A 17,864-nucleotide genomic window follows, 5' to 3' on the forward strand; every position below is an offset into this window, starting at 1 on the left:
TGTGGGAACCGGGCGTAAGGAGCCTTGGCTGGTTTGATATGCAAAACCAATCACAGCCATAGGCAGGATGTAAGGCCGTAAGCATTGTCCGCCAGCCAGCCAGATGGTGTAATCGTTGCCTTGTTGCGTCTGAAAAATGGGGCAGCAGCGTACACACCAGTTGATATGGCGCTGAAGTACTGAGTGGTATTTCAGTCTCGGGCCGCCTTCCGGGTGGCTTTTTTATTTCAAGGTACCCGGTGGTTGGGCTGGTATGGCGGTTCATTCGTCAAGTTGCAACAATGAGCATGAATAGTAGGTATTGCTTATTGATTTGATAACGCAAACGCATTGGCTGAAGTGACGAATATTCGTTACTTTATATCCCGTCGATAACACGGAGGAAGTATAGATGTCCTTAATTAACACCAAAATCAAACCTTTCAAAAACCAGGCATTTAAAAACGGTGAATTCATCGAAGTTACCGAAAAAAGCGTAGAAGGCCGCTGGAGCGTGTTTTTCTTCTACCCGGCTGACTTTACCTTCGTATGTCCGACTGAGCTGGGCGACGTAGCTGACCACTACGAAGAGTTCCAGAAACTGGGTGTTGATATCTACTCAGTATCTACTGATACCCACTTCACCCACAAAGCGTGGCACGACGAGTCTGACACCATCGCTAAAATCAAATACGCGATGATCGGCGACCCGACCGGCACCCTGACCCGTAACTTCGAAAACATGCGCGAAGCTGAAGGTCTGGCTGACCGTGGTACTTTCATCGTTGACCCGGAAGGTATTATCCAGGCTATCGAAGTTACTGCTGAAGGCATCGGCCGTGACGCTTCTGACCTGCTGCGTAAAGTGAAAGCAGCTCAGTACGTTGCTACTCACCCAGGTGAAGTTTGCCCGGCTAAATGGAAAGAAGGCGATGCCACTCTGGCTCCGTCTCTGGACCTGGTTGGTAAAATCTAATTACCAAACCACACTGGTGCAGGCGATATAACACGCGCTGCACTGGTCAATAAATCGCCCGGATTGCTGGGCGACTAATTAAACGCATTCGGGTGCCTGGCACCCGAATTTCTTGCCAGGGAGATAAACATGCTCGACGCAACCATGAAAACACAGCTTAAGGGCTACCTTGAGCGTCTGACTAAACCTGTTGAGTTGATTGCTACACTGGATGACAGTGCACAGTCCGCTGAAATCAAGGAGCTTCTGGCAGAAATCGCGGCGTTGTCTGACAAAGTTTCTGTTAAAGAAGATAATGCAAAGGATGTTCGTAAGCCGTCCTTTCTGATTACTAACCCAGGCAGTGAACAAGGGCCGCGTTTTGCCGGTTCACCGTTGGGACACGAATTTACTTCATTGGTTCTGGCATTGCTGTGGACCGGTGGGCACCCGTCAAAAGAAGCGCAGGCACTGCTTGAGCAGATTCGCGATATTGACGGTGATTTTGAATTTGAAACTTACTATTCGCTCTCTTGCCATAACTGCCCTGATGTTGTTCAGGCGCTGAATTTAATGGCTATTCTCAATCCGCGGATTAAACATACTGCGATTGATGGCGGTACTTATCAGAACGAAATTACCGATCGCAACATCATGGGCGTTCCTGCGGTGTTTGTGAATGGTCAGGAATTTGGCCAGGGCCGCATGACTCTCGCTGAAATCGTTGCCAAAGTAGATACCGGTGCAGAGAAACGTACAGCAGAAGAACTCAGTAAGCGTGACGCTTATGATGTGCTGATTGTAGGCTCAGGCCCGGCAGGTGCAGCTGCAGCAGTTTACTCTGCCCGTAAAGGTATTCGCACTGGGTTGATGGGTGAACGCTTTGGCGGCCAGATCCTCGATACAGTAGATATCGAAAACTATATTTCTGTGCCAAAAACCGAAGGTGCCAAATTGGCCGGCGCGTTGAAATCACACGTTGATGATTATGATGTAGATGTGATTGACAGCCAGAGCGCGGCGAAACTGATCCCGGCAGATGTTGAAGGTGGCCTGCATCAGATTCAGACGGCATCAGGTGCAACACTGAAAGCGCGCAGCATCATTGTGGCAACCGGTGCCAAATGGCGCAACATGGGTGTGCCAGGCGAAGACCAGTACCGTACCCGTGGCGTAACGTACTGCCCACACTGTGACGGCCCGTTGTTCAAAGGTAAACGTGTCGCTGTCATTGGTGGTGGTAACTCTGGTGTTGAAGCAGCGATTGACCTTGCTGGTGTGGTTGAACATGTCACTCTGCTTGAGTTTGCGCCTGAAATGAAAGCAGACCAGGTATTGCAGGACAAAGTACGCAGCCTGAGCAATGTAGATATCATTCTTAATGCGCAAACTACGGAAGTGAAAGGCGATGGCACCAAAGTGACCGGCCTTGAATACCGTGACCGCAATAGTGGCGATATTCACCAGTTAGCGCTGGCCGGGATTTTTGTGCAGATTGGTTTGCTGCCTAATACCACCTGGCTGGAAGGGGCTGTTGAGCGCAACCGCATGGGTGAAATTATTATCGATGCGAAATGCGAAACCAATGTGAAAGGGGTATTCGCTGCGGGCGACTGCACCACTGTGCCGTACAAACAGATAATCATTGCGACTGGTGAAGGGGCCAAAGCGTCTCTTAGCTCGTTCGATTACCTGATTCGCACAAAAACTGAATAATTAATTATTTATACAGTAAAAAGGCTGCCATTTTTGGCAGCCTTTTTTTTACTTTAACGGTAACGCAATGGTAACGCAGCCAATACCTGGTCGTTACCATTTCAGCTCGAGTGCAGGTTTACAGAATAAGGCTACCCAGTGCTGCCAGCAGGAAAGCGATGGTTCCCAGCAAGGTTTCCATCACAGTCCAGGTTTTCAGCGTGGTTTTTTCATCCATTTCAAGGAAGCGGCCAACTAACCAGAAACCAGAATCATTCACATGTGACAGCACAGTGGCACCACCTGCGATAGCGATGACAATAAAGCAGAGATCGAACTGGCTGAGCCCTGGCGTTGCCTGCACCATCGGAGCAACCAGTGCCGCAGTAGTAGTTAACGCAACCGTTGCAGAACCCTGGGCCACACGCAAAATTGCTGAAACAACAAACGCGGCGACAATCAAAGGCAGACCAATATTGCCCAGAACATCTGCCAGCGCATTACCAATACCACTGGCGCGCAGTACACCACCAAACATCCCACCAGCACCCGTTACCAGCACGATGGCGCAAATTGGGCCCAGCGCACCATCACAAATTTTTTCCAGGTGTTGGCGGCTACGGCTGCCGCTGAAAACTTGCAGTGCGAAGAACACGGTAATCAGCAGCGCAACCGGTGTTTTACCCAGCATACGCAGTATTTGCACCAGTGTGTTATCTGCTGAAACCCAGCCGATAACTGTTGCGGTATTCAGGCCTGTGTCTAAGAAGATAAGTACCAGTGGCAGCATTAAAATGGTCATTACCATGCCAAATGACGGCGGCTGGTGCGAAGTATCACGCTCAATGTCACCTAAAAATGATGACGGTAATTTCACGTCAAATTTTTTGCCAGCATATTGCCCGTACAGGTATGCACCGATATACCAGGTCGGGATAGCGATAACCAGGCCAAGGATAACCAACAGGCCGATATTGGCACCCAGTAATTCACTGGCGGCAACCGGGCCTGGGTGGGGCGGAACCAGCGCATGCATCACGGCAAATGCACCTGCAGCCGGGAAGGCATATTTCAGTGTCGAGCCACCAAATTGCTTCGCCACGCTGAAAATGATCGGTAGCATCACGACCAGACCCGCATCAAAAAAGATGGGAAAGCCAAACATCAATGAGGCGACGCCAACAGCCAGTGGTGCACGCTTTTCGCCGAACTTGTTAATCAGAGTGTCGGCCAGAACCTGTGCACCACCAGAGACTTCCAGCAACCGGCCAATCATGGCCCCCAGCCCAACGAGTAAGGCTACCCCGGCAAGTGTACTTCCAAAACCATTTAACAAAGTGGGGACAACTTTATCGAAAGGAACTTTCGTTGCCAGAGCCACCAAAATACTGACCAGGGTAAGGGCCAAAAAGGCATGTACCCGAAAACGCATAATGAGAACTAAAAGGATGACAACGGAGGCAGCAGCAATCCCCAGAAGGGTACCTGCACCATATGCGTGTGTTAATTCTGTCATGGAATAACCCCTATGAAACTTGAGCGTAGTGCGAAGGTAAAAACCCTTCGTTCCGTGCTGATACCGGTAACATGATACTGGTAACATTCGTTACTCTTAAAGCGCTCCTGACATGTTTATTAATATTTTGAGATATGTATCAAGCATTGAATATAAATACGCCGTTTGTTGATCCACTCACTTGTTTTTGATGAATGACTTTGTTAGCTCATTGGGAATTGAATGTAATGTCTTTGTTAATTATAGGATTATATATAGCAGTGTGATCATTTTGGAGAATAAAAGGGAGTACAGATGGAGTTATATTATGGAAAATTCTGTATGCAGAACGCTGAATATTGCCGGTTTTCCTGGCATGTTTAGTCGATTTTTGGGGGGACGGGCTGTACCCATTAATAACGTAATGGGTACATAGATGTATCAGAAGCCAGCCTTATCCAGGCGGAATTGTTTCGGGCAGTTGCCAGGATGAGCGCCTGGGGCAAAACTATTTGGCGATAACGGTGCATTAATACTTTCTGCGCGAATGGCAATTTGAATCTCAGTTAGCCATGCCGGGTTGCCATGGCACATAAAGCGAAATGCCTTCACGCTTTTTTCACCGTAAGCCGTGCTGATAGCCTGATTAACTGATTCGCGTGAAACGGTTTCTCCATAGTGCTGCGCAAGGAAAACGCCAGCGGCACTGTGGCGTATTTCGTTGTTGAGACGCAGCATTGTGCCAAAGTAGTCGTCTGGTACAAAACCAAAGCAGACGCCATGTTTAGCGTATTCATAGCGTTCAAGGCAGGATGTTCCGCCAGCTCCGGGCATGTGCTTCACCAATTGCTCAGCAAGGGAAGGAGAAATGCCTGTATCGGGAGCGGCGCATTTTCTGCTGGCTTTCACTTCAGGCATATCAGGGGCCGGGCGTGTTGCACAACCAAAACGCATCCATCGGCGCCTGTCCACACCCTGCCTGGCAATACTGCGTGGCAGATCCGGCCATAATCCATGAATTGTCAGAAACTGTGTTTTGTCTGCCTGTTCTTGCTGGTTCTGGCATTCGCTGGGTAATGCACGCCGGCTTTGGTGCATTGACTGGCAAAAACCTGGCTGCCAAGAGAGTGCCAGTACATAGTGGTCAAAATCACTGTAATGCTGCGCCTGTAATGGCGCGCTATAGCCCGGTATGGAAACCGATAACAGTATGGCGAGAAAACAGCCAATTATTGTGCGGGTAATCATGGGGTAATCATTGAGTGGGTTGTGTTTAGCGCTACAGTGTAGCCCCTTTCGGGGCTCAGATTGATGAAAAAGAAGGAAAAAACGTAGTTTCTCCTTCTTTTTAGTTAGCAGCCGAAAGTCAATGAATTGATTTTCCTTGTTTTTTATTGGGTGGCATTCTTTCGTTCTGTGCGAACATAAAGTTTGTCATCAGACACAGCCCCCTTTCGGGGGCTGTGTGACTTAAGGGACGGCAACGGTTGCAGGAACCAGTATTTCGGTTGCTACGATAACCACAATCAGACCAACCAGCACCGGTACGGATGTGCGTTTTACTACTTCAAAAGGGGAGATCTTCGCCATACCTGCAACAGCAACCACCACGCCGGATACCGGTGAAATGGTGCGCCCCAGGTTCGATGCCTGAAGCATGGGAATGGTTAAATATGCCGGATTAATGCCTGACTGGTGTGCCAGGCGAGGAATCAGCTCAACAAAAGCATAGAACGGTGCATTACCAGAGCCTGTGGTCATTGCCGCTAACATGGTCAGGACAACCAGAACCAGCATCAGAATAATACTACCGGAACCAAATGACGTTGCAATGGATATCAGGCTCTGGATAAACCCAATCGTGCTGAGACCCTGAGCAAATAACCCGGCTGCCACTAACAACATAACCACGTTGGCAAAAGCATCGGCCATACCACGCCAGGCTACATCCAGCCCGGCAAAGACGGTTTTGCTATTAAAGCTGCGTAAAAATTCGATGATGGCGGACAGCAGCATGCAAATGACCAGGATGGTAATAATGTGCAGGCTCGGGCCCCATTTCCCGTCAAAGATTAAGACCCCAATGATGGGCGTGAAGGGTAAAATCGCATAGAAAGACGGGGCTTTGGTGTCAATTTCTTTGACGTCCAGTTGTTCACTAACAATATTTTCTTTTCTATCAAGAAAGCGCTGCCAGAAAAAATGCGCAACAGCCATACAGATAATGGCGGCAATAGAAACGGGCAGGGTGGTTTTAAAGGCAAAGTTAACCAATTCCATTTCTGATGCTTTCGCGGCAAGTACGACATCGCCAGAGGTGGGCGACAATATGATAGCAGCCGGTGATGCACAAATTGCGGCAGCAGCACCACGGCTGATACCAACATTGACCATCACCGGGAACAGCGTCGCCATTAGCAATACGCCAAGCCCGGTTGCGGAAGACACAGCCAGGGACATCAGGCAGGCAACAAAATATGCTGCGACCATCAGTAAATAAGGTGAGTTAATAAATTGAAGTGGTTTCGATGCCAGTTTCACCACCATATCATTGGCGCCAATATGCGTCATATATGCCGCAAAACCGCACAGCACCATGATCATCATGCCCAGATCACCGCCACGGCTCATCAATAATATTTTGATGTATTCCACAATATCGACGGTGAGAAAACCGGTACCTGTTTCATTGGCAGGCAGAATGCGGTGACCCATGATGGCACTGATGATAAGTAATACCAGACCACCGACAAACAGTACGCCAGTGGCCGAGTAGCCTTTGATAATGTAGCGGGCAACACCGACAATCACCAAAATGCCAACGGCAAGTTCAAAAAGAGTGAGCATAGTTTCCCCTGTTTGTGGCTAAACGCGCACGTTGGCTCATGGCATTGCGTGGCTATGGCAATGAGGTTGAAGCGTGACGCTTAGTAACACAGTGTAAATTATGTAAGCAATGCAGAGGAATGTGCCTAATCATTCCACTTTTTTTGCTGACAAAAATCAATAAATCAGCAATAAACTCTAATAATTTTTAGTTTTATGGTGTTGGAGGCTGCGGGGCTGTATGTAGAGAGAGTGGTTTGAGCAAACTGATATTTGTTGTGTGGTTATCTATTTACAGAGAGAAAGGTTGTTAGCTAAAAGAGAATTAATAGCGGTTGCAGATGTTTTGCATCAATAATAAAAATAACCAGGATTTTTCTGTGTTATATATCATGCGTTAAATGGCATGTTATGATGCACCACATACAAGAACGGTTCGTTTTATATATTCCCAGATATTTCTTGATTTGGTGATTAATGGTTTGTTAGTGCATGATAGATTTCTGCATGGTGCGCCAGGACTGGCTTGAAGGGGTGAACTGTGTGGCCGTTTTATCATGTCTCTGTATAAATCAAAATGGGGTGATTTTTCAGAATTGTAAATGTTGCTTTTTATAAAAATATTTTTTTGAATTCTTGTTCAGGTTTCATTAATAAAAGCGCGGATATGCTGTGCTTGTTTTGACTGTATTTGGTGGCGATAAAGTGATCAAGATGATTAAGCAGTTAGTTGTGTTATGTGGTTTATTGGTTCCCTGTTTATTTTCCTCATTGGCGCAGGCTGGTGATGGCGGAAATGAGAAAGGGTGGTTCAGCACCCTGACGGGTAACATTGGTGAAACCTGGCGTGAACCGCAGCATTATGATTTATACGTCCCGGCAATTACCTGGCATGCGCGCTTTGCTTACGATAAAGAAAAGACAGATAAATACAACGAACGCCCATGGGGTGCCGGCTTTGGTGTTTCTCGCTGGGATGATAAGGGCAACTGGCACGGTTTGTATTTAATGGCGTTTAAAGACTCATTTAATAAATGGGAGCCTATTGGCGGGTATGGTTGGGAAGCGACCTGGCGCCCCATCAGTGCAGACTCACGTTTTCATGTGGGGTTGGGGTACACGCTGGGTGTGACAGCTCGCGATAACTGGGACTATATCCCTATTCCTGTCGTGCTGCCTATGGCTTCTGTTGGTTATGGCCCAGCTACGTTCCAGATGACGTACATTCCGGGAACATATAACAATGGTAACGTCTACTTTGCCTGGCTGCGGTTCCAGTTTTGATAACGTGATGCTAAATTTTTTTCTTGTTCATTGTACGGAAAAGCAAAGGCTTATCGGTTGAAAAGCAAAAATATAGCGATTTTTATCACTTTTTAGTAAATATCAACTGGACAAACGGCACCACAATTGATGTACTGGACGCCGACACGGTATTTGTGTCGTTTTTTCATAAAAGGTAATTTTGATGTCTAAGATTAAAGGTAACGTTAAGTGGTTTAATGAGTCCAAAGGATTCGGTTTCATTACTCCGGAAGATGGCAGCAAAGACGTGTTCGTACACTTCTCTGCAATCCAGAGCAATGGTTTCAAAACTCTGGCTGAAGGTCAGCGTGTAGAGTTCGAAATCACTAACGGTGCCAAAGGCCCTTCTGCTGCTAACGTAATTGCTCTGTAATAACGTCTGGCTGAGAACGACAAAACCCGCCTTCAGGCGGGTTTTTTTTGTCCAGAATCCGGGGCGAAACAGGTTAGCAAGATAACCCGGCAATACCCGTGTGGCTAAAGCCACATTTCAGCTGAACAAGTAAAGTTTTAAAAAGCAACCGACGATAAGTGCGCTTAATAGCAGTGTGCTGATGTTTACCAGGCTCTCTTTCATTTTGCTGCCCATGTCTGTGTGATTGACTTAGGCAAATACTGTCAGAGAAAGATGAAGCCTACATTAACGCCCCACTTCGGGGGGGAAATTATCGTGTGGTAAGGAGTGATACCAGCCAAAATGCGAGCCCGGTCATAATTAATGAACCGGCCAGGTTGATAACCACATTTGTAGCCGCCCAGGCAAGACGCCCGTCTTGTAGCAAAAACACCACTTCTGATGAAAACGTTGAGAACGTAGTCAGCCCGCCACAAAAACCCGTCGTAATTAATAATTTCCACATGGGATCAAGGTTGGTAAGGCGGCTAAAACTTGCCAGAGCAATACCAATGATAAATGCACCCAGTAAGTTAGCTGAAAAAGTGCCCATTGGGATGGCATGATGAAGGGGGTTAAGGCGTTGGCTAATCAACCAGCGGCAAATACTCCCAAGGCCGCCGCCAATAAATACGGCAAATAACATCTGCATAAGGTATATCTCATTAATCATTAAAGCAGAAAGTCTACCGCGCAAGCAGGCTCTGGGGTAGTGTTGATTAACGCAATAAAGCGGGGAGAGTTTGTATGAATGTTGCAGCCGGGCAGTTTGCTGTTATGCCGGACTGGCAGAGTAATTTAGAACGGTGCCGTTTGTTTATCAGTGAAGCCATTGCTAAAGGTATCGATTTACTGGTGTTACCCGAAGCTATTCAGGCCAGGGATAATACTGACCCGAGTTATTCTGTCAGGCACGGGCAAGCTCTTGATGGGCCATTTGTCCGCGAGATGTGCCGGTTTACGGAAAATTGTCACCTGACCCTGATTTTCACTATCCACATTCCGGGCGATGCTGGCCGGGTGACAAATTCCTTACTCGTTTTACATCGTGGGCTGGTGACTGCGCGCTATGATAAGCTACATCTGTATGATGCGTTTAATGTTCAGGAGTCCAGCCTTGTTAGTCCTGGGCAGGCTGTTGCGCCTTTAATTGCGGTTGGTGACTTGATGGTGGGGGTTATGACCTGCTATGACTTACGCTTCCCTGAACAGGCTATGAGCCTTGCGCTGGCTGGCGCGCATGTTCTGGTGGTGCCAGCGGCATGGCTTAAAGGTGAAAATAAAGTGCACCACTGGCAAACATTACTGGCGGCACGGGCCCTCGATACCACTTGTTATATTGTGGCAAGCGGCGAGTGTGGTGATAAAAATATTGGTATGAGCCAGATTATTGATCCCATGGGTAATGTGCTTGCCTGTGCCAGTGATGAACCAGGGGTGATTGTCAGTGAACTGACACTTGAGCGTGTGAAGCAGGTCCGTGCTCAACTTCCTGTGTTAGCAAACCGGCGTTTTTTGCCGCCAACCCTTGGAAAAAGCTGAGTGTGCTTGATTCACTTTGTTACAGAATTATTTTGTATACGGGGAGTGAATAACCGTTAATAGCACAGGGCTATGTAGGTAATGCATGTAGGTAATGCATGTAGGTAATGCACTGTGGTGGGTGTGGCGCATTACGAATGAGTATGGCTGAAGATTAAGAAGGTAAGTATGGGTGAGATAAGTATTACTAAATTGCTGGTTGTCGGTGCGTTGATCGTGTTGCTTTTCGGCACCAAGAAGTTACGTACCCTGGGGAGCGACCTGGGCTCTGCGGTCAAAGGTTTCAAAAAGGCCATGAGCGAAGACGATAATAATCAGGCAATTGCCACTGGCGAGAAAAATGACGCACAAGAATTACGTGAGCGTTTGAACAACAAAGAGTAGCTTTGTGTTCTATGAAATGGCATGCAGGCTGCTGTATGCCTTGAATTTCTGAACAGAATACAAAGACAAAAAAACCGGCCTGTGCCGGTTTTTTTATAGAAAGCGGTGGGTTTATTTCACTTCTTCGCCACGAGCCTGTAAGTCAGCGTGGTAAGACGAGCGCACAAATGGGCCACAGGCCGCGTGCGTGAAGCCCATTGCCATTGCTTCAGCTTTCATTTCGTCAAACTCTTCTGGGCTGACATAACGCTGAACCGGTAGGTGATGGCGGCTTGGCTGCAGGTATTGCCCCAATGTGAGCATAGTTACACCATGGCGGCGCAAGTCACGCATGACTTCAATAATTTCTTCGTTCGTTTCTCCCAGCCCAACCATCAGACCCGATTTGGTCGGGATTTCCGGGTGTGCTTCTTTGAAGCGTTCGAGTAATTTTAGAGACCAGTTGTAATCCGCTCCCGGTCGTACCTGGCGGTACAGGCGAGGGACGTTTTCCAGGTTATGGTTGAAAACATCTGGCGGGGTAGCAGTAAGAATTTCCAGTGCACGGTCCATTCTTCCACGGAAATCAGGTACCAGTGTTTCAATTTTAATCGTCGGGCTTTCACGGCGAATTGCAGAGATACAATCGGCAAAGTGCTGTGCACCTCCGTCACGCAGGTCGTCACGGTCAACCGAAGTTACAACCACATAACGCAGCCCCATATCAGCAATTGTGCGGGCCAGTTTTTCTGCTTCACCGGCATCGGGTGCTACAGGACGCCCATGGGCAACGTCACAGAATGGGCAGCGACGGGTACAAATAGCACCAAGAATCATAAACGTAGCCGTGCCGTGGTTGAAGCACTCGGCAAGGTTAGGGCAAGATGCTTCTTCACAGACAGAGTGAAGGCCATTTTTACGCATGGCAGCTTTGATACCCTGAATACGGGTGGAGTCCGCCGGGAGTTTGATTTTCATCCACTCCGGCTTTCTTAACAGCTCCTGGCGTTCAGTGGCGACGTTTTTCACCGGGATTAGCGCCATTTTGTCGGCATCCCGGTATTTAACACCGCGTTCCATGACAATGGGTTTACTCATAGCGTGCGTATTCCAGTTGCGGATATCGAGTGAAAACGTTTCAATTCAATCAAATGTTGTATTTATCAACTATTTTTGAATTAATGGCAGGCAGTATAACATTTATAGTGCTGTGAAAGCAGCCTGCCAGGCGTTCAAAACGTGATTTTAGTGTAAATAAGTTGTTATTTTGTGCGTTTGTCGGTTAGAGGATTGCTTCACCATGTTTTTGCACAAACGCGCCCTGAATAGTTTCCATGCAGTTTCGCAATACTTCGTCATGCTGGCTGAGCTTGTTATAAAACAGGTGGGTTTCGAATTTTCCACCCGTAAATCCTTCGCACTCGATTTCACGCAGGTTCCAGTTATCCCGGAACATATGATAGAGGCCCGATGACATAAACCCAACCAGGTCGCTGTTTGCCAGCATGGCCGCCAGTGTTAGTACGTTGTAGCTGCTGAAAGTGATTTGCCTGTCAGGGAACGCTTGCTCCACTACATTACGCACATCGGGTAAAATATCATCCTGTAACACCAGCATGGTTTGCTGCTGCTGGCTGAGTAAATCTAACGATACTTCATCAGTTAATGCTGGGTGATCACTGCGGCAGACTATCACTACACGTTCTTCAAACAAGCGAAAGCTACCTATTTTGCTCATGACCGGCCTGCGGGTGTCTATCACCATATCCGCCTGAAGTTGGCTGAGTTGCGTTTCCGCCTGCGATATTGGGACATTATTTATGTTGATATTGGGGCAACGGTGATGGATAGCTTTATAAATGGTAGGCATAACCAGCGCCCCAACAGAAGGGTGGGTAGCTATGGTAATGGTGCGTTGCGCATTACTGACTTCATTAAACTCTAAAGCCCCCAGTATAGATGATAACCCCTGGCTGATATATTCATGCAGATGGGCAGCATAACTGGTTGGCATAATCCCCTGCCCATTGCGAACAAACAGCGGATCAGGAAAAACATTACGCAGTTTTTGAATAGACTGACTAATAGCAGAAGGCGTTAGATTTAACGCTCTTGCCGCGTTGACAATGCCTTTGTGAATGTAAACTGCTTCAAATACTGTCAATAAGTTAAGGTCAATCGTTCGCAGTGCCTGGAAACCACTCAGGCGTGCACTATTTGAACGGGAAAGTAAATTATTATCCTTGCCAGTGTTATTCATTCTTTCTCCCATTTTTAGAATGTGTTGTCTGTTTGCTGAAAAAAACTTCGTTTGTTTTGGGCACAAGCAAATATGGCCGTTTTGAAAGACAAAACGGCAAAGCACTTTTTATATAAGTTTGCAGTCGTGCTAAGTGCTTGCACAACATGAATAAAAGGTAGACGTAAAGTGCCGATTAAGCAAAAAAATAGGGAAAGGTAAAAAACAATTAAATAATCTAATAAACCGAAACAAAATCATTCTTGTTTCGGTTTTCTGGATTATTCATTGGCAATACAAATAGGCGGATTACCCAGTAAACGCAAAAAATTATCCAACAATATTGGTTGAATATCTGCAACTTGCGCGCCAGGACGAAATTGGTTGACCTGGGTCATTTTCATACCAGCATAACCACAAGGATTAATGCGCAAAAAAGGTGTGAGATCCATGTTAATATTCAGCGCCAGCCCATGGAATGAACACCCTTTGCGGATACGCAGCCCAAGTGAACAGATTTTATCGTCCCCTACATAGACACCTGGTGCGTCGGGGCGAGCGTGAGCGTGGATATCCAGTACCGCAAGCGTGTTCACCACACATTGCTCCAGAACTGTGACCAGTTCCCGGACGCCAAGTTTTCGCCGTTTAAGGTTGAGCAGCACATACATGACTTGTTGGCCCGGACCATGGTAAGTGACCTGGCCACCGCGGTCGCTCTGGATAACGGGAATATCTCCAGTGGCGAGCAGGTGTTCAGCTTTTCCTGCCTGCCCTTGAGTAAATACAGGGTGGTGCTCTACCAGCCAAATTTCATCCGGGGTATTTTCATCACGTGTATCAGTAAACTGATGCATGGCGAGTGATACAGGCTCATATGGCTGCAGGCCAAGGTGGCGAATCAGAATGGTATCTTGAGACAAAACCGATGTCTCCGGAGTGAGGAATACAGGCGGTCAGTATAACATAGCGGAACAAACAAATACCCGACCTTCGGCCGGGCATCAGGGAATCACGTTCGGTCACAGAACCATACGGACAATTTCGATTTTACCCAGTTCTTCGTAAAGCGTTTCTACTTGCTCAACGTGGGTTGCCGTAATAGTGATAGATACGGAATGGTAGTTACCTTTACTGCTGGGTTTGATTTGAGGGGTGTAGTCACCAGGCGCATGACGTTGCACAACCTCAACTACCCTGTCCACCAGTTCAGGTTGAGCCAGACCCATTACTTTGTAGGTAAAGGGGCAGGGGAACTCGAGGAGTTCATTCAGTTTGGTTTTCATGTCAGCTCCAGCAAAAATAAAAAACGAACTCCCGCCTGAGCGGGAGTTCCAGTGTTACATAGTATATGGGGGCAGCCGTCACACTTTCAAGTGTGCGATTTTTAACCAAACCAGTGGTGGAACATCAGTTTGATATAATCAATCATGCGGCCAAAGAAGTTGCCTTCCTGAATTTCATTCAGGACAACCAGTGGGCGCTGGTCAATTGTTTTACCATCTAGCTGGAAGTTAATGGTACCGACCACCTGATTTTTCTGCAGTGGCGCATGGAGTTCGGTGTTATTCAGCACATAGCTGGCTTTCAGATCTTTCATTCGCCCACGAGGAATCGTCAGCCAAACGTCTTTATCCACACCCAACGATGCACGGTCGCTGTCACCAAACCATACTGGCTCAGAGGCAAATTCTTTACCTGCTTTGATAGGGTTAACAGATTCAAAGAAGCGGAAACCCCAGGTCAGCAGTTTTTTACTTTCCACTTCACGGCCTTTAAATGTCCGGCCGCCCATAACTGCGGAGATGAGACGCATATTGCCATCAGTGGCTGAAGCAACCAGGTTATAGCCTGCTTTACTTGTATGGCCTGTTTTGATGCCATCCACATTCAGGCTTTTATCCCAGAGCAAACCGTTACGGTTCATCTGGCGAATGCCATTAAAGGTGAATTCTTTCTCTTTGTAGACTGCATATTCGTTTGGCACATCGCGAATCAACGCCTGGCCCAGTAACGCCATATCACGTGCGGAGCTGTACTGGCCATCTGCGTCCAAACCATGCACTGTCTGGAAATGGGTGTTTTTCATGCCCAGTGCATTGACGTAGCTGTTCATCAGGCCAACGAAGGCATCCTGGCTACCCGCGACAAAATCTGCCATTGCCACACAAGCATCGTTCCCTGATTGCAGGTTAATCCCGCGAATTAACTGAGAAACAGGAACCTGCATGCCGGGTTTAAGAAACATCAGAGATGAGCCCTGGAATACCGGATTACCTGTTGCCCAGGCATCTTTCCCGATAGTGACCACAGCGTTTTCATCGAACTTACCTGCTTTCATTGCCTGACCAATAACATAGCTGGTCATCATTTTGGTCAGGCTTGCCGGATCGCGGCGTTCGTCAGCATTTTGCTCGGCAAGCACTTTGCCTGAGTTGTAATCAATAAGAATGTATGATTCAGCGTCTATTTGCGGTACGCCAGGAATCATCGTTTTGATGTTCAGGTCATCAGCCCTGGCTAACCCAGTAGCGGCCAGTGTTAACGCAGCCCCAAAGGCAATACGCTTTACAGCAGAAGCAGAGAAAGTGGTATTCATGGTCAGAACAGCAACATCCGTGATGGAATTAAAAAAAGTGACTTACTATAACAAATGGTTTTTTACCTGGCACCAGACTTTGCACATGAGTTTGTTAATGTTACTTACGCAAATTGACAAAACTGGTGCCAGTAGCACTTATTGTGCCGGGGCAGCCGTAATAAATGATTGCTGTTGTGCCTCGTTAAGCAAGCGTTGTTGCAGGCTGATGGCCTGGCTACGGCTGGCAAATGGCCCAAGTTGCACCCGCCAGATAGCGCCATTCGGTGTTACCAAACCTGGGACACTAAATTGCTGGCTGAGCTTTTGCTGCCATTGTTGAGCCCGGCCTGCATCACTTACAGCACCAACCTGGACAACATAACCACCAGTGGCTGTACTTGCACTGCGCCCGGCAACATTTCCTTGAATGGAGCCTGGCGCTGTGACGGGATCGCTACGCAGGCCCAGGGCCGGGTTAACTGGCGTTGGTGCCGGTTCTGTCGCTGCAGAGCTTGTAGCAGAAGAGGTCTGATCTGATGGGGTAATCATTTGCGATGTAGCCGCACCAGTAGCAACAGTTGTGCTACCAGAAGATGTTACGCCTGTACCGGTAGTCGCCTGTGATGCTGGTGCCAGGAAACCGCTACTTTGTGTTTGTGTACTGGTATTTTGTGGCTGGAGTGTACTGTTACTGATAGCCTGCACGTTACTGTTTTGCGGTTGTGCCGCTGGAACAGCAGAGGATGCGCTACCTAACCCGGAGTCGAGGTTCGGGCGGGCGGGTAAGGCGTAAGTTTGTTTGGCAACAGTAATACATGCCATACCCGGGCCAGACATTGTGCCATCCTGAGCAACCAGAATCGGGTCGATACGCACGCGCGTATTATTGGACATATTCAAACGGTCGGCTGCTGCGCGGGATAATGCAACAACGCGCCCGTCATCATAAGGGCCTCGATCATTGATTTTAACAATCAACATTCTACCGTTGGCAAGGTTGGTAATCCGCGCATAGCTGGGGATTGGCAATGTTGGGTGTGCAGCCGTGAGCTGAGTTGGGTCGAACACTTCTCCTGAAGCGGTCAGGTTGCTGTTAGGTTCGGCATCATAAATAGCTGCAAGGCCGCTCTGACTGAAACGAGACGGGTCCTGGACAATAGTATAAGTCCGCCCATCTCGTTGGTAGTTTTGGTTTGCTGTAGCTGACGGGGTTTCATAGTGCGGTTCGGCACCAGAAACCTCCACGGTTGGTCCATTACATACTGGCGTGGCAGGCACTTGTTCAACACCTGCCTGCTGTTGCTCCCCACTACAGGCTGCCAGTAAAAGTGCGGCAACACAAACTCCAGGCCATTGCTTGCGCATCACTTACCTCTTATACGTTTTTCGATAACAGTTTTCGATGGGTATGTATCGACATAACAATACCAAACCCCGCCATGAGTACGATAAGTGCGGAACCACCATAACTTACCAGCGGCAGGGGAACACCCACCACAGGTAAAATTCCACTAACCATACCAATATTAACAAAGACATAAACAAACAAAATCAACATCAGCCCACCGGCCATCACACGGCCAAATGTAGTCTGTGCATGTGCGGCAATCCACAATCCCCGCATAATCAGCAATAAATACAGTGCTAACAAGACCAGCACCCCAACCAACCCTAACTCTTCAGCCAGTACGGCAAAAATGAAGTCGGTATGGCGCTCTGGCAAAAACTCCAATTGGGATTGAGTACCGTGCAGCCAGCCTTTGCCGCGCAAACCGCCGGAACCAATCGCAATTTTAGACTGAATAATGTGGTAGCCAGCGCCCAGCGGGTCACTCTCTGGGTTGAGCAGCATCATGACACGAGCACGTTGGTAATCATGCATCAGGAAGAACCACAGTACGGGAATAAATGCCGCCACTAATATCACGGCAATGCCAATCAAGCGCCAACTCATCCCGGACAGGAATAGTACAAAGATACCCGATGCGGCAATCAGGATGGATGTCCCCAAGTCTGGCTGAGCGGCAACCAACAAGGTGGGCATAAAGATCAACGCCAGCGCAATGGCGGTGTTTTTGAGTGTGGGCGGGCAGACATCGCGGTTAATGAATCGGGCTACCATAAGAGGAACCGCAATTTTGGCAATTTCTGATGGCTGGAAACGTACAACCCCCAGATCCAACCAACGTTGGGCCCCTTTGGAAATGGCACCAAAGGCATCAACGGCAACTAATAAAACGATGCAGAAAATGTATAACCAGGGCGCCCAGCCTTCATAAACCCGCGGGGGCACCTGGGCCAGCACTATCATGATGACCAGCCCCATACAAATCTGGGCGATTTTACGTTCCATCATTCCAGGGTCTTGCCCGCTGGCACTCCAGACGACCAGTGCGCTGTACAATAGCAGTGCCAGGATAGTGACCATCAGAAAGGGATCGATGTGTATCTTATCCCACAGGGACTTTTTATTCGGGTTGTCAGTCATGG

17 protein-coding genes are annotated in these 17,864 nt (G+C 48.0%); 6 read left to right on the forward strand and 11 right to left on the reverse strand.

The window, feature by feature from the left end; genetic code table 11:
* Nucleotides 1–391: 391 nt before the first annotated feature.
* Both ahpC and ahpF read left to right on the forward strand, forming a co-directional pair.
* Nucleotides 392–955 (forward strand): alkyl hydroperoxide reductase subunit C, encoded by a 564-nt coding sequence (gene ahpC, locus LC084_RS02540; protein WP_226569082.1) that lies wholly within the window; start codon nucleotides 392–394, stop codon nucleotides 953–955.
* A gap of 129 nt (nucleotides 956–1,084) precedes the next feature.
* Nucleotides 1,085–2,650, forward strand: coding sequence for an alkyl hydroperoxide reductase subunit F (gene ahpF, locus LC084_RS02545; RefSeq protein WP_226569084.1), 1,566 nt, complete (start codon nucleotides 1,085–1,087; stop codon nucleotides 2,648–2,650).
* Between the two features lie 118 nt (nucleotides 2,651–2,768).
* On the opposite strand, the gene LC084_RS02550 is transcribed toward ahpF, so the two are convergent.
* The 3 genes from LC084_RS02550 to dcuC form a co-directional block, all read right to left on the reverse strand.
* A complete protein-coding gene (locus LC084_RS02550) occupies nucleotides 2,769–4,145 on the reverse strand; it encodes a GntP family permease (protein WP_226569086.1) in 1,377 nt (458 codons plus the stop codon).
* 420 nt (nucleotides 4,146–4,565) lie between these two features.
* A complete protein-coding gene (locus tag LC084_RS02555) occupies nucleotides 4,566–5,372 on the reverse strand; it encodes a ribonuclease T2 family protein (RefSeq protein ID WP_226569088.1) in 807 nt (268 codons plus the stop codon).
* Between the two features lie 222 nt (nucleotides 5,373–5,594).
* Nucleotides 5,595–6,971 (reverse strand): anaerobic C4-dicarboxylate transporter DcuC, encoded by a 1,377-nt coding sequence (dcuC, locus tag LC084_RS02560; RefSeq protein WP_226569089.1) that lies wholly within the window; start codon nucleotides 6,969–6,971, stop codon nucleotides 5,595–5,597.
* A gap of 693 nt (nucleotides 6,972–7,664) precedes the next feature.
* On the opposite strand from dcuC, the gene pagP reads away from it, so the two are divergent.
* Both pagP and cspE read left to right on the forward strand, forming a co-directional pair.
* Nucleotides 7,665–8,234 (forward strand): lipid IV(A) palmitoyltransferase PagP, encoded by a 570-nt coding sequence (gene pagP / locus LC084_RS02565; protein ID WP_226571112.1) that lies wholly within the window; start codon nucleotides 7,665–7,667, stop codon nucleotides 8,232–8,234.
* Nucleotides 8,235–8,418: 184 nt separating this feature from the next.
* Complete coding sequence (gene cspE, locus LC084_RS02570) at nucleotides 8,419–8,628, forward strand: transcription antiterminator/RNA stability regulator CspE (RefSeq protein WP_002439184.1); 210 nt, start codon at nucleotides 8,419–8,421, stop codon at nucleotides 8,626–8,628.
* Between the two features lie 292 nt (nucleotides 8,629–8,920).
* On the opposite strand, the gene crcB is transcribed toward cspE, so the two are convergent.
* The gene (gene crcB / locus LC084_RS02575) at nucleotides 8,921–9,322 is read right to left on the reverse strand and encodes a fluoride efflux transporter CrcB (protein WP_226569091.1); all 402 of its coding nucleotides are present in this window, start codon (nucleotides 9,320–9,322) and stop codon (nucleotides 8,921–8,923) included.
* 74 nt (nucleotides 9,323–9,396) lie between these two features.
* Between crcB and LC084_RS02580 the strand changes: the two genes are divergently transcribed.
* Nucleotides 9,397–10,191, forward strand: coding sequence for a deaminated glutathione amidase (locus tag LC084_RS02580; RefSeq protein WP_226569093.1), 795 nt, complete (start codon nucleotides 9,397–9,399; stop codon nucleotides 10,189–10,191).
* Nucleotides 10,192–10,359: 168 nt separating this feature from the next.
* Nucleotides 10,360–10,575 carry a twin-arginine translocase subunit TatE gene (gene tatE / locus LC084_RS02585; RefSeq protein ID WP_226569095.1) on the forward strand — a complete coding sequence of 72 codons (216 nt, stop codon included), beginning with the start codon at nucleotides 10,360–10,362 and terminating at the stop codon, nucleotides 10,573–10,575.
* A gap of 111 nt (nucleotides 10,576–10,686) precedes the next feature.
* On the opposite strand, the gene lipA is transcribed toward tatE, so the two are convergent.
* From lipA to mrdB, 7 genes are all read right to left on the reverse strand, one after another.
* Nucleotides 10,687–11,652 (reverse strand): lipoyl synthase, encoded by a 966-nt coding sequence (gene lipA / locus LC084_RS02590; RefSeq protein WP_226569097.1) that lies wholly within the window; start codon nucleotides 11,650–11,652, stop codon nucleotides 10,687–10,689.
* Nucleotides 11,653–11,836: 184 nt separating this feature from the next.
* On the reverse strand, nucleotides 11,837–12,814 hold the full coding sequence (locus tag LC084_RS02595; RefSeq protein WP_226569099.1) for a YbeF family transcriptional regulator: 978 nt from the start codon (nucleotides 12,812–12,814) through the stop codon (nucleotides 11,837–11,839).
* A gap of 260 nt (nucleotides 12,815–13,074) precedes the next feature.
* Nucleotides 13,075–13,716 (reverse strand): lipoyl(octanoyl) transferase LipB, encoded by a 642-nt coding sequence (gene lipB / locus LC084_RS02600; RefSeq protein ID WP_226569101.1) that lies wholly within the window; start codon nucleotides 13,714–13,716, stop codon nucleotides 13,075–13,077.
* Nucleotides 13,717–13,815: 99 nt separating this feature from the next.
* Nucleotides 13,816–14,079: a DUF493 family protein YbeD gene (ybeD, locus tag LC084_RS02605; protein ID WP_036109542.1), complete on the reverse strand. Its 264-nt coding sequence runs from the start codon at nucleotides 14,077–14,079 to the stop codon at nucleotides 13,816–13,818.
* A 101-nt stretch (nucleotides 14,080–14,180) separates the two neighbouring features.
* Nucleotides 14,181–15,392: a D-alanyl-D-alanine carboxypeptidase DacA gene (gene dacA / locus LC084_RS02610; RefSeq protein WP_226569103.1), complete on the reverse strand. Its 1,212-nt coding sequence runs from the start codon at nucleotides 15,390–15,392 to the stop codon at nucleotides 14,181–14,183.
* A gap of 138 nt (nucleotides 15,393–15,530) precedes the next feature.
* On the reverse strand, nucleotides 15,531–16,739 hold the full coding sequence (gene rlpA / locus LC084_RS02615; RefSeq protein ID WP_226569105.1) for an endolytic peptidoglycan transglycosylase RlpA: 1,209 nt from the start codon (nucleotides 16,737–16,739) through the stop codon (nucleotides 15,531–15,533).
* Nucleotides 16,740–16,749: 10 nt separating this feature from the next.
* Nucleotides 16,750–17,862 carry a peptidoglycan glycosyltransferase MrdB gene (gene mrdB, locus LC084_RS02620; protein ID WP_226569107.1) on the reverse strand — a complete coding sequence of 371 codons (1,113 nt, stop codon included), beginning with the start codon at nucleotides 17,860–17,862 and terminating at the stop codon, nucleotides 16,750–16,752.
* Between the last annotated feature and the right edge of the window lie 2 nt (nucleotides 17,863–17,864).

It is taken from the genome of Mangrovibacter yixingensis, assembly GCF_020523985.1.
In the GTDB taxonomy this organism is placed as follows: Bacteria; Pseudomonadota; Gammaproteobacteria; order Enterobacterales; family Enterobacteriaceae; genus Mangrovibacter; species Mangrovibacter yixingensis.

Bases quoted from the DNA above. Each gene is read 5' to 3' on its own strand.
- LC084_RS02595 (WP_226569099.1), bottom strand. From the start codon at position 12,814: ATGAATAACACTGGCAAGGATAATAATTTACTTTCCCGTTCAAATAGT.
- ahpF (WP_226569084.1), top strand. From the start codon at position 1,085: ATGCTCGACGCAACCATGAAAACACAGCTTAAGGGCTACCTTGAGCGT.
- tatE (WP_226569095.1), top strand. From the start codon at position 10,360: ATGGGTGAGATAAGTATTACTAAATTGCTGGTTGTCGGTGCGTTGATC.
- lipA (WP_226569097.1), bottom strand. From the start codon at position 11,652: ATGAGTAAACCCATTGTCATGGAACGCGGTGTTAAATACCGGGATGCC.
- ahpC (WP_226569082.1), top strand. From the start codon at position 392: ATGTCCTTAATTAACACCAAAATCAAACCTTTCAAAAACCAGGCATTT.
- LC084_RS02550 (WP_226569086.1), bottom strand. From the start codon at position 4,145: ATGACAGAATTAACACACGCATATGGTGCAGGTACCCTTCTGGGGATT.
- LC084_RS02580 (WP_226569093.1), top strand. From the start codon at position 9,397: ATGAATGTTGCAGCCGGGCAGTTTGCTGTTATGCCGGACTGGCAGAGT.
- cspE (WP_002439184.1), top strand. From the start codon at position 8,419: ATGTCTAAGATTAAAGGTAACGTTAAGTGGTTTAATGAGTCCAAAGGA.
- dacA (WP_226569103.1), bottom strand. From the start codon at position 15,392: ATGAATACCACTTTCTCTGCTTCTGCTGTAAAGCGTATTGCCTTTGGG.
- pagP (WP_226571112.1), top strand. From the start codon at position 7,665: ATGATTAAGCAGTTAGTTGTGTTATGTGGTTTATTGGTTCCCTGTTTA.
- mrdB (WP_226569107.1), bottom strand. From the start codon at position 17,862: ATGACTGACAACCCGAATAAAAAGTCCCTGTGGGATAAGATACACATC.
- ybeD (WP_036109542.1), bottom strand. From the start codon at position 14,079: ATGAAAACCAAACTGAATGAACTCCTCGAGTTCCCCTGCCCCTTTACC.
- rlpA (WP_226569105.1), bottom strand. From the start codon at position 16,739: ATGCGCAAGCAATGGCCTGGAGTTTGTGTTGCCGCACTTTTACTGGCA.
- dcuC (WP_226569089.1), bottom strand. From the start codon at position 6,971: ATGCTCACTCTTTTTGAACTTGCCGTTGGCATTTTGGTGATTGTCGGT.
- crcB (WP_226569091.1), bottom strand. From the start codon at position 9,322: ATGATTAATGAGATATACCTTATGCAGATGTTATTTGCCGTATTTATT.
- LC084_RS02555 (WP_226569088.1), bottom strand. From the start codon at position 5,372: ATGATTACCCGCACAATAATTGGCTGTTTTCTCGCCATACTGTTATCG.